A 13252-nucleotide genomic window follows, 5' to 3' on the forward strand; every position below is an offset into this window, starting at 1 on the left:
GCGCTTCCGCCGGGATGCGCGCAAGCTCGGGAGACGGCATGAGGAAGCCCCACCACGCCGCGCGGGCCAACCCGGCCGGCGCGGCCGCGCTGATCGGGGCGCTGGCGCAGCCACTGATGGCGTCCTCCGCCGTGCTGGTGCTGGCCAACCTGGTGCCGCTGGGCGCCGTGCTGCTCGGCTTCTGGTCGGTCTATGAGATCGTGCTGCTGTTCTGGGCCGAGAATATCGTCATCGGCCTAATGGTGCTGCTGCGCATGGCGAGCCTGATGGCGCTGAAGCGCCTCTGGTCGCTGGTGCTGCTGATGGGCTTCTTCACCCTGCATTACGGGATTTTCACCTTCGTGCACGGCATCTTCGTGGTCGAGATTCTGGGACCGGGCGACGGGGGGCTGGAAGGCGCCCTGGCCTATCTGCTGGCACCGGACGGCCTGCGCTGGGCCCTGGCGGCACTGCTGGCCAGCCACCTGTTCTCGCTGGTGGTGAATTTCCTGGGCCAGGGCGAGTGGCGCCAGGCGGATGGCATCGGCCTGATGAAGCAACCCTATCCGCGCATCATCGTGCTGCACCTGGTCATCATCATCGGCGGCGCCGTGACCATGGCGATGGGCGAACCGGCCTTCGCCCTGGGGCTGCTGGTGCTGCTGAAGCTGGTGCTGGACCTGCGCGCACACCGGGCGGAGCACAAGGCGGCGCAGGCCGCCGCCTGATCAGCCGGCGTCGTCCAGCCCCAGCGCACGGATCCGCCCGCGCTCCTCGTCCCAGCCGGCGCGTTCCTTGACGTTGACGAACAGATGGATGCGCCGTTCCAGCAGCGCCTCCAGCTCCCGCCGCGCGGTCTGGCCAATGGATTTTATCTTGGCGCCGCCATCGCCGATCAGGATCGCCTTCTGGGTGGACCGGGTGACGTAGATGGTCACGTCGATCCGGGCGCTGCCATCCTTGCGCTCCGCCCAGCTTTCCGTCTCCACCGTCGCGTGGTGCGGCACTTCCTCATGCGTCTGGCGCAGCACCTGCTCACGCACGATCTCGGCGGCCAGCATGCGCTGCGGCAGGTCGGAGAGGTCATCCTCCGGAAACAGCCAGGGGCCTTCCGGCAGGTTCTGCGCCAGGACGGCGAGCACCTTGTCGAGGCCGCGACCCTTCAGTGCGGAGACCATGAAGGTCTCGGCAAATGGCAGGATCTCGTTCAGGTCGCGCGACAGCGGCAGCAGCCGGGTCGGGTCCACCAGATCGGCCTTGTTGAGCAGCAGCATGGCGCGCCGGCCGCCCTTCTTCAGCTTCTCGGTGATCTGGCGCACCTCATCCGTCAGCCCGGCGCGGGCATCGACGATCAGCACGGCCAGGTCCGCATCCTGCGCGCCACCCCAGGCGGCCGCGACCATGGCGCGGTCTAGCCGCCGGCGCGGGGCGAAGATGCCCGGCGTGTCCACCAGGATGATCTGCGCCAGGCCCTGCATGACGACGGCGCGGATGCGGAAGCGCGTGGTCTGCGGCTTCGGTGAGACGATCGAGACCTTGGTCCCGGTCAGCGCATTCACCAGCGTGGATTTGCCGGCATTCGGCGCGCCCACGATCGCCACCAGCCCGCAACGGCGCGGGCCTTCAGCCTCGATGGGGGTTTCCGTCTCACTCATACCGCGCCCAATACCTGCAAAAGTTGTTCCGCCGCCGCCTGTTCCGCCGCCCGCTTGTTGTCGCCCACCGCCTCGGCCTCCCGCCCCGCCGCCACGGCGCGCACCCGGAAGACCGGCGCATGCGGCGGGCCGCTGGTGGAGACCAGCACATATTCCGGCAGCCCAAGGGCCCGCCCGAGGGTCCATTCCTGCAGCCGGCTCTTCGGCGAGGAAGGCGGCCGGGAGGAAACCTCCAGCAGCGATTCCCACTCCCGCCGGATCAACGCCCGGGCCGCGTCCAGCCCGCCATCGACATACAACGCGCCCAGCAGTGCCTCCAGCGCATCCGCCACCACGGATTGCCGGGCCATCACGCCGGCACGCTGTTCGCCCGGCGGCACCCGCAGCGCCGCGCCGAGGCCCATGCCCTCCGCCACCCGCCCCAGCGTCTCCGCCGAGACGAGCGCACCCAGCCGCTTGCCCAGCGCGCCCTCCCGCTCCTGCGGGAAGCGCTCCGCCAGCCACTCGGCCATGATCAGCGCCAGCACCCGGTCGCCGAGGAATTCCAGCCGCTCGTTGCTGTCGAGCTGCTGCCGGTTGGGGTCGGCGGAGGACCGGTGGGTCAGCGCCTCCACCAGCAATCCGGGGCGGGCGAAACGGTGCGGCAGGGTGGCGGCGAAGCTGGCCAGGGCGGCATCATGCGCGCTGCGGGTCGACTCCGCCACCTCGGCGCGCTTCGCCTGCACCTTCACCCGGCGCCGCTGGCTGCGCTCCAGGCGCAGCACGTCCGCCTTGCGGTCGCGCGTCGTCTCGGCCGTGCCCTCGGCACCACCGTTCTCGGATGGGGTCACCGTACCGCGCTGAGCAGACGGCTCCAGCGGATTGCCATCGGCCAGGCCCACACCTCCCACCAGCGGGCGGAACCGTCGACGGAGAAGAAGATGAATTCCGCGCGGCCCACCAGGTTTTCCACCGGGATGAACCCCACCGCATTCTGGGCCCGGCTGTCCAGGCTGTTGTCGCGGTTGTCACCCATGGCGAAGACATGCCCGGCCGGCACGACATATTCCGAGGTATTGTCGAAGGGCTGGTCGTCCGACATCTCAAGGATGTTGTGGACATGCGCCGCGACGCCCGGCTGCGGTGGCAGGAATTCCCGGTACTCGCGCACCACGAGGCGGGGGCCGTCGCCCTCGACCGTATAGGGGCCGATCAGCTCGCGCCGCACCGCCTGGCCGTTCACGTACAGCACGCCGGAACGGACCTGGATGCGGTCCCCGGGCAGGCCGATGATGCGCTTGATGTAGTCCGTCGCATTGTCCCGCGGCAGCTTGAACACCGCCACGTCGCCGCGTTCCGGCAGGCTGCCGAGAATGCGGCCGTCGAACAGGTTCGGGCTGAACGGCATGGAATGCCGCGAATAGCCGTAGGAATATTTCGAGACGAACAGGTAATCCCCCACCAGAAGCGTGGGGATCATGCTGCCGGACGGGATGTTGAAGGGTTCGAACGCGACGGTGCGGATGCCGATGGCAATCAGCCCGGCATAGACCACCGTCTTGATGGATTCGAGCCAACCGCCCGACTTGTGTTTGGCCATGGAAGGAATTTGCGCGGGCATCCTCAACGGACGCCCCAAATGCCGGACGCGTCTCTACGAGGCGGGATAGAGCGCGAGGCGGCGTGACCTGTCAAGGAACGTGCCATTACGCGGGCATCATGCGCGGCAGTGGGACGGCGGTGATGATGACCATCGCCTGCGCATAGGGGAACTCATCCGTCATGGTCAGCGCCACATGGGCGGCATGGCCGGCCGGCGTGATCGCCGCAAGCCGCGCCGCCGCGCCGCCCGTCATCCGCAGGGTCGGCTGGCCGGAGGACAGGTTGACCACGCCCAGGTCACGCCAGAACACGCCGGCCCGGAAGCCGGTGCCGAGCGCCTTGGAGGCTGCCTCCTTCGCCGCGTAGCGCTTGGCATAGGTGGCGGCGCGGATCTTCTCCGTCCGCCTCTCCGCCTTGGCACGCTCCGCCGGGGTGTAGATTCGCGCCAGGAAACGGTCGCCATACTTCGCCATCACCCGCTCGATCCGGCGGATGTCGATGATGTCGCTGCCCAAACCGATGATCATGTGTTCCGCATCCGATTCAGACCTCCGGTGCTCGCCGCCGCTGGCGCGGCGCCTGCGCCCTGCGGTCATCGGAGGCGGTCAACCCTTCGATCGCTCGACCTGCGCGACGCCCTGCAGCGCCCGCAGCGCGGCGATGATGTTGGAGAGGTGGCGCAGATCCTGCACCTCCACATCCACCGCGATCTCCTGGAAATCCGGGCCGCGATGGACGATCCGCATATTCTCGATGGCGCCATCCTGGCGCGCGATCGCATCCGTCACGGCCGACAGCGCGCCGCGGTCGTTGCCGGTGACCACGTCGATCCGCCCCGTATGCGCCACGCCGACGCCGCCGCCGTAATCCCAGTCGATATCGATGAAGCGCTCCGGGCTGTCGCCGAAGCCGGACAGGTTGTGGCAATCCGTCTTGTGGACGGTTACGCCCTTGCCGGTGGTGACGATGCCGAGGATGCGGTCGCCCGGCAGCGGGTGGCAGCAGCCGGCGAAATGCACCTCCATCCCCGCCACCAGGCCTGTGATGCCCATGGTGACGTCGCGCTTGAAGCCGCCCTTGGCCAGCGGCACGGCGCGCGGGCGGGACCGGGCGATGGGCAGCGAATCGGCCGCGCGCGGCGGGCCGCGCAGTTCCGGGTAGACGGCGTGCAGCACATCCTTGGGCGAAGCGCCGCCGGCGGCGACCACCAGGCACAGCTCCTCGAAGCTCGACTGCTTCAGCGCCTTCAGCGCCGGCTCCATCTGCTTCTCGGAGAATTCCACGCCTTCCGCCCGGAACACCTTGGCGATGGCCGCCCGGCCTTCCTGCTGCTGCTGCTGGCGCTGTTCGGCATGGACGAAGCGGCGGATGCGGGCGCGCGCCTTGCCGGTGACGACGAAGCGCGCCCATTGCGGGTTTGGCGTGCCGCCGCGGGCGGTGATGATCTCCACCTGGTCGCCGTTTTCCAGCGGGGTGCGCAGCGGCTTGATCTGGCCGTTGATCTTGGCGCCGACGCATTGATCGCCGACCTGGCTGTGCACCTGATAGGCGAAATCGACGCAGGTGGATCCGCGCGGAAGCGCGATCAGCTCGCCCTTGGGCGTGAAGCAAAAGACCTCGTCGCGGTGCAGTTCCAGCCGCGTGGCGTCCAGGAATTCCTGCGGCTCGCTGGCCTGCTCCAGGATTTCCAGCAGCGCCTTCACCCAGGGGAATTTCTGCTGGTCGCGCGCGGCCTCACCGCCCTGCTTGTAGATCCAATGCGCGGCGACGCCGTATTCGGCGACCTCATGCATCTCCCGCGTACGGATCTGCACCTCGATCTTGGCGTTGCGCCGTTCCGGCACCGTCAGCCCGGTATGGATGGACTGGTAGCCATTGGTCTTGGGGGTGGAGATGTAGTCCTTGAACCGCCCCGGTACGACCCGATAGGCCGAGTGCAGCACGCCGAGCGCCTGGTAGCAGGCCGCCTGGTCCGGCACGATGACGCGGAACGCCATGATGTCGGACAGCTGCTCGAACTCGATGCTCTTGCCGTGCATCTTCAGCCAGATCGAATAGGGCGACTTTTCCCGCCCCGTCAGCTCCAGCAGGTTGATGCCGGCTTCCTCCAGCACCCGCTTCAGATCCTCCCGGATTTCCGCGATCAGGTCGGCGCCCTGGCCGTAGAGGAAGCCGCGGCGGGCGACGATGGACTGGCTGGCATCCGGCTCCAGCTCCCGGAAGGCCAGCGTCTCCATTTCCGTCTTCAGCGCATCCATGCCGATGCGCTCCGCCAGCGGGGCGAAGATCTCCATCGTCTCCCGCGCCGTCTTGCGGCGGCGGGCTTCCTGCGGGACGAAATGCAGCGTCTGCATGTTGTGCAGCCGGTCCGCCAGCTTCACCAGCAGCACCCGGATGTCCTCGCTCATGGCGAGGACCAATTTACGAAAATTCTCGGCCTGCTTGGTGCGCTCGGATTGCAGCTCCAGCCGCGTCAGCTTGGTGACGCCATCCACCAGGCGCGCGACTTCCTTGCCGAAGCGCTTCTCCAGCTCAGCCAGCCCGACCTTCGTGTCCTCCGCCACGTCATGCAGCAGCGCGGTGGCGATGGAGGCGGCGTCCAGCCGGTACTGCACCAGGGTGCGGGCCACGGCGACGGGGTGGATGATGTAGGGATCGCCATTGTCGCGCTTCTGGCCCTCATGCGCGGCGCAGGCGGTGATCCAGGCGCGTTCGATGAGGGAGGTGTCGGCACGCGGCGAATACGCGGCGACGAGGCGGGCCAGCTCCTGCCCGATGGTCTCGCCCGCGGGCGGCGTACCGGCGGGCGCCAGCGCCGGGGCGGGTGGCGGCGGGTCCAGCGTGATGCCGGGTGCCTGCGGGGCCGAGGCTGTCCGCGGCGGCGCGCTTGCCCCCGGCGCCTGAGGCGATGTGGCTGTCACCGGCGCCTGCGGCGACGAGGCTGTCACCGGCGCCTGCGGCGACGAGGCTGTCACCGGCGCCTGCGGCGCCAGGCCCGCGGGGGAATCGGCGGGCGTGTTCATTTGCGGCCCCTCGGGGCCGTTGGCGGGTGCGCGGAGGCGGCTGCGCCCCCGCGCTTTCGCCCTTGCGTCAGCGCTTCCCGCCCAGCTCGGCGGCGATCGCCGCCTCGATGTCGTCGGGCGAGAGGTCTTCCAGGCCGGCACCCTCGCCGATGGCTTCCTCGTTCACGTCCATCACGCCGAAGATGTTCTCGTCGGTGGCGATGAGGTCGAGGACCTCCTCCTCCGCCGGCTCCGGCTCCGGTGCGCGCTGCAGCGACTTGACCAGATCGGCCTGCAGCAGGTCGAGGTCGACGGTGCCCTCGGCGATCTCGCGCAGGGCGACGACCGGGTTCTTGTCGTTGTCCCGTTCGACCGTCAGTTCCTCGCCCCGGCTGACATTGCGGGCGCGCTGCGCCGCGTGCAGGACCAGTTCGAAGCGGTTGGGGACGCGGAGGATGCAGTCCTCGACAGTTACGCGCGCCATGGCGGCTCCAATCCCGATGCGGGGGGAATAGTCCGGGCCACCCGATGCGCAGCGACTGCGCGCGGGACTCCCCTCCCCACCCTATGGTGAACGCTCCATGTAGCCAGCCGGCGCGCCGGTTGCAAGGCAGGCTGCGATCAGCCCAGCACCCGCACCCCTGCCCGGTCCGCGCGCGCCAGCAGCGTGGCCACCGTCTCGCCCAGGCGCGGATGCACCCAGCCCGGCGCCACATCGGCCAGCGGCGCCAGGACGAAGGCGCGCAGATGGGCGCGGGGATGCGGCAGGATCGGGTCGGGCGCCTCGCGCAGCATCGAATCGAGGTCGATCAGGTCGAGGTCCAGCGTGCGCGGCGCATTGGGATAGGGGCGAACCCGGCCGAAACGATCCTCGATCCGCTGCAGCGCCGCCAGCAGCGTCGCCGCGTCCGGCGCCGCAACACCTGGCGGCGGGGCGAGGCGGGCCACGCCATTGACGTAGTCCGGCGTGCCGGGGGTGGGCGGGACCGGCGCGGTGGCGTACCAGCGGGACAGCGCCCGCAGGCGCAGCCCGGGCAGCGAATCCAGCAGGGCGGCGGCGGCGCGGCAGGTTTCCAGCGCGCTGCGCCCGTCCGGTCCGGGCAGGTTGGCGCCAAGGGCGATCAGGATCATCTTCGGCGCTCTACAAGCCGCAGCCGCGAAAGACCACGCCTTGCCCCTTTCCCCGGCGCCCCCGCTTCCCGCCGAGACGCCCGGCCATGACTGCCCGCTCTGCCCACGCCTGGTCGCCTACCGGCTGGAGAACCGCGCCAAATGGCCCGACTGGCACAACGGCCCCGTGCCGTGCTGGGGGCCGGCCGATGGCCGGCTGCTGGTGCTCGGACTGGCGCCGGGCGTCCGGGGGGCCAACCGTACCGGTCGCCCCTTCACCGGCGACCATGCCGGCAAGCTGCTCTATGCGACGCTGCTGAAATACGGGCTGGCCACCGGCGAGTATCGCGAGGATCCCAAGGACGGCATGCAGCTGCAGGGGGTGCGGATCGCCAATGCGGTGCGATGCGTGCCGCCCGAGAACCTGCCGACGCCGGCGGAGATCACCACCTGCAACCGCTTCGTCCTGGCCGAGCGCCTGGCGATGCCGAAGCTACGTGTGGTGCTGGCGCTGGGCCTCGTCGCGCACAACGCCCTGCTGAAAAGCCACCGAATCCCGGCCGCGCGCTACAAATTCGCCCATGGCGCGCAGCATGCGCTGCCGGACGGCGTGATCCTTGCGGATAGTTATCATGTCAGCCGCTACAACACGAATACCGGCCGCCTGACGACGGAGATGTTCGAGGCGGCGGTGCGGGAAATACTGCCGCTGCTGGCCTGATCGACCACGCGGCGGAACGCGCCATCCAGCCCGGCGCCGGCAAGCCGGTGAGAGGGGGACGCGGCGATCCGCGCCCCCTGCCCGCTCAGCGCAGCCCGAGGAAGCTCAGGATGGCAATGACGATGACCACGGCGCCAACGATGTAGACGATGCTGTTCATGGGGTGTCCCTCGGTTCACGACAACGGGACAACGAGGCAGCAGCAGCAGAGTTGCAGACTCGACGTTACACCCCGGCGCTGCGGTTCAGCCCGCGGCGGCGGTGCCCAGAGCGGCCTCGACCGCCTGCACAAGCTCCGGATGCGCCGGCCCGGTGGAGGTGCTGAAGGCTCGCACCGCCAGCCCGTCGCGCGCCACCAGGTACTTGTGGAAATTCCAGCGCGGCGGACCACCCGCCCGCGCCGCCAGCCAGGTGAACAGCGGATGCGCATGCGGCCCGCGCACCGTGGTCAGCCCGGCCATCGGGAAGGTGATGCCGTAGACCGTCTCGCAAAACTCCCGGATCTTCGCCGCGTCGGCGCTTTCCTGCCGGAAGTCGTTGGATGGCACGCCGATGACGCTGAAGCCGCGTGCGGCGAAGCGGTCATGCAGCGCCTGCAGACCCTCGTATTGCGGGGTGAAGCCGCAGAAGCTGGCGGTGTTCACCACCAGCAGCGCCCGCCCGCGGAAATCGGCCAGTGCGAGCGGTCCACCCTCCAGCGCTTCCAGCCGGAAGTCGAAGGCGGTCTGGCCGGGCGCCGCGGCCATCAGCAGGGGTGCTGCCACCAGCATGCGGCGAGACCGGTCAGTCATAGCGTTCTTCCATCCAGGGATCGCCGCGGTTGTGATAGCCGCGCACCTCCCAGAAGCCGGGCCGGTCCTCACGCAGGAGCTCGACCCGGGTGATCCATTTCGGGCTTTTCCAGAAATACAGATGCGGCACCACCAGCCGCACCGGGCCGCCATGCTGCCGCTCCAGCGGCGCGCCGGCCCAGGAATGGGCGAACAGGTTCTCCGGCCGGGCGAAATCCTCGATGGCGAGGTTCGTGGTGTAGCCATCATAGCTGGTCAGCGCGACGAAGCGCGCCTCATCCTTCGGCCGCGCCAGCGCCAGCAGGTCCGGCACCGGAACGCCGTCCCAGCGATTGTCGTAGCGCGACCATTGGGTGACGCAGTGGATGTCGTTGGTCCGGCTTTCCTGCGGCAGGGCGCGGAATTCCTCCAGCGTCAGGCGCAGCGGCGCCGCGACCAGGCCCTCGATCCGCAGCCGGTACTTGAGCGGGCTGACATCCGGCTGCACGCCAAGGTCCAGCACCGGGAAGTCCGTCACCAGGCGCTGGCCCGGTGGCAGGCGGTCGGCCTCCGGCGTGGAGGTGGTGCCGGTCAGCAGCCGCCCCTCCCGCGCCCAGTCCTGCTTCGCCTCCACCAGCTTGTCGCGCACCCTGCCGGTCAGCGGGATGTCATCGTCTTCAGGCATCGTGATCTCCTGAGCAGGATACGTGCCGATGTAACGTCAGGTTGCAAGGGGGCATCGGTATTAGGCATGTTTCCGGAGCCATTTCCGAACGATCCGCGATGCGACCCATGGTTGCGGCATCCCCACGCATCCGCCATCCGGGACGGCATGACCTGCTTCCGCGCGCTTCTTCTCGCCTGCGCCGCCGCCTTGCCTGGCTGCGGCGCACTTCTGTCCGAGGGCACCGGCGCCGCCGCCGGCATCGGCAGCGCCAGCCTGGCGGAGGCGGTTGGCGCCAGTGCCGCGGCTACCACGGGCATCGGCATCGGCGTGCAGGCCGGGGCACGGGCCGGGCTGCAATACGCCCAGCGCCGCACCCATCGCAGCGCCCAGCTTCGCCTGGCCGCGGCCGCCGGGCCGTTGGAGGTGGGCGAGGTGGCGAACTGGGCCGTGGACCACACCATCCCGCTGCAGCCGGACGAGGCCGGGGAGGTTGCGGTGACGCGGCAGATCAGCGCCGGGACGCTGGATTGCAAGGAGATCGTGTTCTCCGTGGTCGAGCCGGAATCCCGCCGCTTCTACACCGCGACCGTCTGCCGCGACGGCACGATCTGGCGCTGGGCCTCCGCCGAACCGGCGACGGAGCGCTGGGGCAGCCTGCAGTGAGGCGTGCGGCATTGCGACCGGGATTGCGGCAAGCCGCGCTTGCCGGCCTCGCCACGCTGCTGGCGGGCTGCGGCCAGGTGGCCGATCTGTCCGGCGCTGTGGCGGGTGGCGGCGCGGCGCTGGCCAGCAGCAATCCCGCGGTGGGCTATGCCGTCGGCGTCAGCGTGCGCGCCGGCGTCACGGCGGGCATGCAGGTGGTGATGCGGCGCCGGCAACGGGCGGAACAGGATGCGCTGGCCGGCGTCATCGGCACGCTTGATCCCGGTGAGGATGGCTCCTGGCAGGTGCGCCACACCATTCCCATCGGCAACCGCAACGGCCAGGTGCGGCTGGTGCGGGTGATCGACAATCCGCTGGCCGAATGCCGCGAAGCCGCCTTCGCGGTCGAGGGCGAGAGCCAGTGGTTCCTCACCACCGCCTGCCGCCAGGCCGAAGGCTGGAAATGGGCCGCGGCCGAACCGGCGACGGAGCGCTGGGGCAGCCTGCAATGACCGGGCGCGCTACCGTTTTCGTCAGCCGCGCCGGGGTTTCCGCCGCCGCCGAAAGGCTTTAGCGCAAACCGATAATCCTTACCGCAAGGCAACAGGCGGGCATGACGGAGCAGCCGCGCAAATGCCGGCCCCTGGCGGCGGAGGAGCTGGACCAGGTGGCGCTGCAGCAGATGCTGGGACAGGCCTCGGCGGCCTCCGAGATGATGCAGCAGTACAAGGATCGCCTGAATCAGCTGATGGCGCAGATCCGGGCCCAGATGCAGGCCCGCTGAGGCCTCCCTTGGCTAGCGCGGGCGATAACCGCGTTCTGCCAGGAAGGGCTCGACCACCGGACCCCAGACCGCGCTGCCGCCGCGGCCGAAGAACAGGCTGTGGCCATCGGCACCGAAAGCGGGCAGCGCCGCGAATTGGGCGCTTCCACCCGCGGCGGTGAAGGCCTGGTGCATCGCCTGGGCCAGGTCCGGGCCGAAGAAGGTATCGTTGGCGGTGTAGATCCACAGCGTCGGCAGCCGCGCCGTCCGGCCGAATCGCCCGGCATCGGCCGCCAGCCGGTCCGGGGCGCAGACCCGGTTCGGCTGCCCGCCGGCCCAGCCGCCCCGACCGCCCGCCATGTTCACCACCGCAACCACGCCTTCCGGCGGATCCGCCGCAAGCGCCAGCCCGCCCCAGCCGCCGGCGGATTGGCCGACCACCAGCACCCCCTCCGGCCGGATGCCCGGCAGGCTGCGGCCCAGCGCCACGGCGGCGGCGATGTCCCGTGCCGTCTGCCGGCCGCCGGCGACGTAGTCCGGGCTGGCGCAGCCGCCATAGCCTTCCGCCCAGCCGCCGCCGTCGCCGCCATCGGGGCCATAGCCGCGGCGCAGCGGCAGCAGCACCGCGAAGCCGCGCGCCAGGAACCAGCGCACCGCCTCCGCCGTGCAGGGTTGCGGCGCCATTCTGGCGCGGCCGGCGGCATTGGCGGGGGATCCGTGGTTGATGACGGCCAGCGGCACCGGGCCCGGCGCCTCCGGCCGGCAGAGCCGGGCCGGAATGTCGCGGCCCGTCCCGGGGATGGCGATGCGGAGCAGGGTTGGGTCGGCGGCAGGCGCTTCCGCGGCGCAGCCTGCGGCCAGCAGGGCGAGGACAACCAGGATGACACCGCGCATCGGGCTTGCTCCGCAGGATGGCAGGAGCCTGGCAGTCCTTGCGAAGCCGTGTCGAGTACCCGCCCCCGGCAAGGCGGGGTGCGGGCTGAAGGGCTATCCGCGGTCGCGCATCAGCCGGGCCTTGTCGCGCGACCAGTCGCGTTCGGCGATCGCCGCGCGCTTGTCGTGCTTCTTCTTGCCCTCACCCACGCCGAGCAGGATCTTCGCCACGCCGCGCTCATTGAACTGGATGGCCAGCGGCACGAGGGAGATGCCGTCGCGGGCGATGCTGGCGGACAGTTCCTTCACCTGCTTACGGTGCAGCAGCAGCTTGCGCGGGCGGCGCGGCTCGAAGGTCGCGACATGGCTGCCGGCCTGCCATTCGGGAATGTAGCAGTTGAACAGCCACATCTCCCCGTCCCGCTCGCCGGCCCAGGCCTCGGTCAGCGTGGCGCGACCGGCGCGCAGCGACTTCACCTCCGGCCCGACCAGCATCACGCCGGCCTCGATCTCCTCGCCGATCTTGTAGTCGTAGCGCGCCTTGCGGTTCTGCGCGGCGACGCCGTGGCTGATCAGCGCGCTTTTCTTCTTGGGCTCCGCCATCAGTTCAACAATCCGGCCCCTGTCATGGCAGCGCGGACGCGGGCGCGCGTCTGCTCCGCCACGGGGGCCATGGGCAGGCGGCAATGATCGGTGCCGTGGCCGAGCAGGCTGGCGGCGAGCTTCACGGGGCCGGGCGAGGTCTCGCAGAACATCGCGTCATGCACCGGGGTCAGGCGGGCCTGGATCGCCATGGCGTCCTTGACCCGGCCATCGGCCCAGGCGTCATGCATCTCCCGGCACAGGCGGGGCGCGATATTGGCGGTGACGCTGATGCAGCCATGGCCACCGGCCGCGAGGAAGGCGAGCGCCGTGTGATCCTCGCCCGAAAGCTGGCAGAAATCCTCGCCGATGGCGGCGGTGGTGTGCAGCGGGCGGGTCAGGTTCGCCGTCGCGTCCTTCACGCCGACGATGTTCGGGTGCTTCGCCAGCCGGGCCATGGTCTCCACCGACATGTCCACCACGCTGCGCGGCGGGATGTTGTAGATGATCAGCGGCAGTTCCACCGCATCCGCGATTGCCATGAAGTGGCGGTACAGGCCTTCCTGCGTCGGCTTGTTGTAGTAGGGCGTCACCACCAGCGCGGCATCGGCGCCCGCGGCCTTGGCATGGCGCGTGAGGTCCACCGCCTCCGAGGTGCTGTTGGAACCGGTGCCGGCGATCACCGGTACGCGACCGGCGGCGGCGGCGATGCAGAGATCGACCACCTCATGGTGCTCGGCATGGCTGAGGGTCGGGCTCTCGCCGGTCGTGCCGACCGGGATCAGGCCCTGCGTGCCTTCGGCGATCTGCCAGGCGACGAAATCGGAAAAGGCCTTGGCGTCCAGGGACCCGTCGGCGTGCATGGGCGTGATCAACGCCACGAGCGATCCCCTGAACATGTTTTTTC

General features: G+C 69.9%; 17 protein-coding genes. 5 read left to right on the forward strand and 12 right to left on the reverse strand.

The annotated features are described in order from the left end of the window. The first annotated feature begins 38 nt into the window (after positions 1–38). Positions 39–707: a DUF6498-containing protein gene (locus HB662_RS21065; RefSeq protein WP_168052447.1), complete on the forward strand. Its 669-nt coding sequence runs from the start codon at positions 39–41 to the stop codon at positions 705–707. Here the strand turns inward: HB662_RS21065 and era are convergent, their stop codons facing one another. From era to folK, 7 genes are all read right to left on the reverse strand, one after another. Beyond that, complete coding sequence (gene era / locus HB662_RS21070) at positions 708–1634, reverse strand: GTPase Era (RefSeq protein WP_168052450.1); 927 nt, start codon at positions 1632–1634, stop codon at positions 708–710. Continuing rightward, a complete protein-coding gene (rnc, locus tag HB662_RS21075) occupies positions 1631–2302 on the reverse strand; it encodes a ribonuclease III (protein ID WP_168053116.1) in 672 nt (223 codons plus the stop codon). Before rnc ends, era begins: the two co-directional genes overlap by 4 nt. Before the next feature lie 158 nt (positions 2303–2460). Then, positions 2461–3213: a signal peptidase I gene (gene lepB / locus HB662_RS21080; RefSeq protein ID WP_168052452.1), complete on the reverse strand. Its 753-nt coding sequence runs from the start codon at positions 3211–3213 to the stop codon at positions 2461–2463. 106 nt (positions 3214–3319) lie between these two features. After that, a complete protein-coding gene (gene acpS, locus HB662_RS21085; RefSeq protein WP_168052454.1) occupies positions 3320–3742 on the reverse strand; it encodes a holo-ACP synthase in 423 nt (140 codons plus the stop codon). A 78-nt stretch (positions 3743–3820) separates the two neighbouring features. Continuing rightward, entirely contained in the window at positions 3821–6238 is a 2418-nt protein-coding gene (locus tag HB662_RS21090; protein WP_209443400.1) for a RelA/SpoT family protein, read from the reverse strand. 67 nt (positions 6239–6305) lie between these two features. Continuing rightward, positions 6306–6701: a DNA-directed RNA polymerase subunit omega gene (rpoZ, locus tag HB662_RS21095; RefSeq protein ID WP_168052456.1), complete on the reverse strand. Its 396-nt coding sequence runs from the start codon at positions 6699–6701 to the stop codon at positions 6306–6308. 137 nt (positions 6702–6838) lie between these two features. Next, on the reverse strand, positions 6839–7348 hold the full coding sequence (gene folK, locus HB662_RS21100; RefSeq protein WP_168052458.1) for a 2-amino-4-hydroxy-6-hydroxymethyldihydropteridine diphosphokinase: 510 nt from the start codon (positions 7346–7348) through the stop codon (positions 6839–6841). Positions 7349–7388: 40 nt separating this feature from the next. On the opposite strand from folK, the gene HB662_RS21105 reads away from it, so the two are divergent. Beyond that, positions 7389–8048 (forward strand): uracil-DNA glycosylase, encoded by a 660-nt coding sequence (locus HB662_RS21105; protein WP_171970268.1) that lies wholly within the window; start codon positions 7389–7391, stop codon positions 8046–8048. 245 nt (positions 8049–8293) lie between these two features. Here the strand turns inward: HB662_RS21105 and HB662_RS21110 are convergent, their stop codons facing one another. Next, a complete protein-coding gene (locus tag HB662_RS21110; protein WP_168052460.1) occupies positions 8294–8839 on the reverse strand; it encodes a glutathione peroxidase in 546 nt (181 codons plus the stop codon). After that, positions 8832–9503 carry a sulfite oxidase-like oxidoreductase gene (locus tag HB662_RS21115; RefSeq protein WP_168052462.1) on the reverse strand — a complete coding sequence of 224 codons (672 nt, stop codon included), beginning with the start codon at positions 9501–9503 and terminating at the stop codon, positions 8832–8834. The genes HB662_RS21110 and HB662_RS21115 overlap by 8 nt, the downstream gene beginning before the upstream one ends. 147 nt (positions 9504–9650) lie before the next feature. Here HB662_RS21115 and HB662_RS21120 point away from each other — a divergent pair, with 147 nt between their 5' ends. From HB662_RS21120 to HB662_RS21130, 3 genes are all read left to right on the forward strand, one after another. Next, the gene (locus tag HB662_RS21120; RefSeq protein WP_168052464.1) at positions 9651–10148 is read left to right on the forward strand and encodes a hypothetical protein; all 498 of its coding nucleotides are present in this window, start codon (positions 9651–9653) and stop codon (positions 10146–10148) included. Between the two features lie 11 nt (positions 10149–10159). Continuing rightward, the gene (locus tag HB662_RS21125) at positions 10160–10639 is read left to right on the forward strand and encodes a hypothetical protein (RefSeq protein WP_168052467.1); all 480 of its coding nucleotides are present in this window, start codon (positions 10160–10162) and stop codon (positions 10637–10639) included. A gap of 101 nt (positions 10640–10740) precedes the next feature. Further along, positions 10741–10911, forward strand: a complete 171-nt coding sequence (locus HB662_RS21130; RefSeq protein WP_168052469.1) for a hypothetical protein — start codon at positions 10741–10743, stop codon at positions 10909–10911. A 12-nt stretch (positions 10912–10923) separates the two neighbouring features. Here HB662_RS21130 and HB662_RS21135 read toward each other — a convergent pair whose 3' ends face one another. From HB662_RS21135 to dapA, 3 genes are all read right to left on the reverse strand, one after another. Beyond that, complete coding sequence (locus tag HB662_RS21135) at positions 10924–11784, reverse strand: alpha/beta hydrolase family protein (protein ID WP_209443401.1); 861 nt, start codon at positions 11782–11784, stop codon at positions 10924–10926. Between the two features lie 93 nt (positions 11785–11877). Continuing rightward, on the reverse strand, positions 11878–12366 hold the full coding sequence (gene smpB / locus HB662_RS21140) for an SsrA-binding protein SmpB (RefSeq protein ID WP_168052471.1): 489 nt from the start codon (positions 12364–12366) through the stop codon (positions 11878–11880). Next, positions 12366–13244: a 4-hydroxy-tetrahydrodipicolinate synthase gene (dapA, locus tag HB662_RS21145; RefSeq protein ID WP_168052473.1), complete on the reverse strand. Its 879-nt coding sequence runs from the start codon at positions 13242–13244 to the stop codon at positions 12366–12368. Before dapA ends, smpB begins: the two co-directional genes overlap by 1 nt. Between the last annotated feature and the right edge of the window lie 8 nt (positions 13245–13252).

The organism is Falsiroseomonas frigidaquae (genome assembly GCF_012163145.1).
GTDB classification, from domain to species: Bacteria; Pseudomonadota; Alphaproteobacteria; order Acetobacterales; family Acetobacteraceae; genus Falsiroseomonas; species Falsiroseomonas frigidaquae.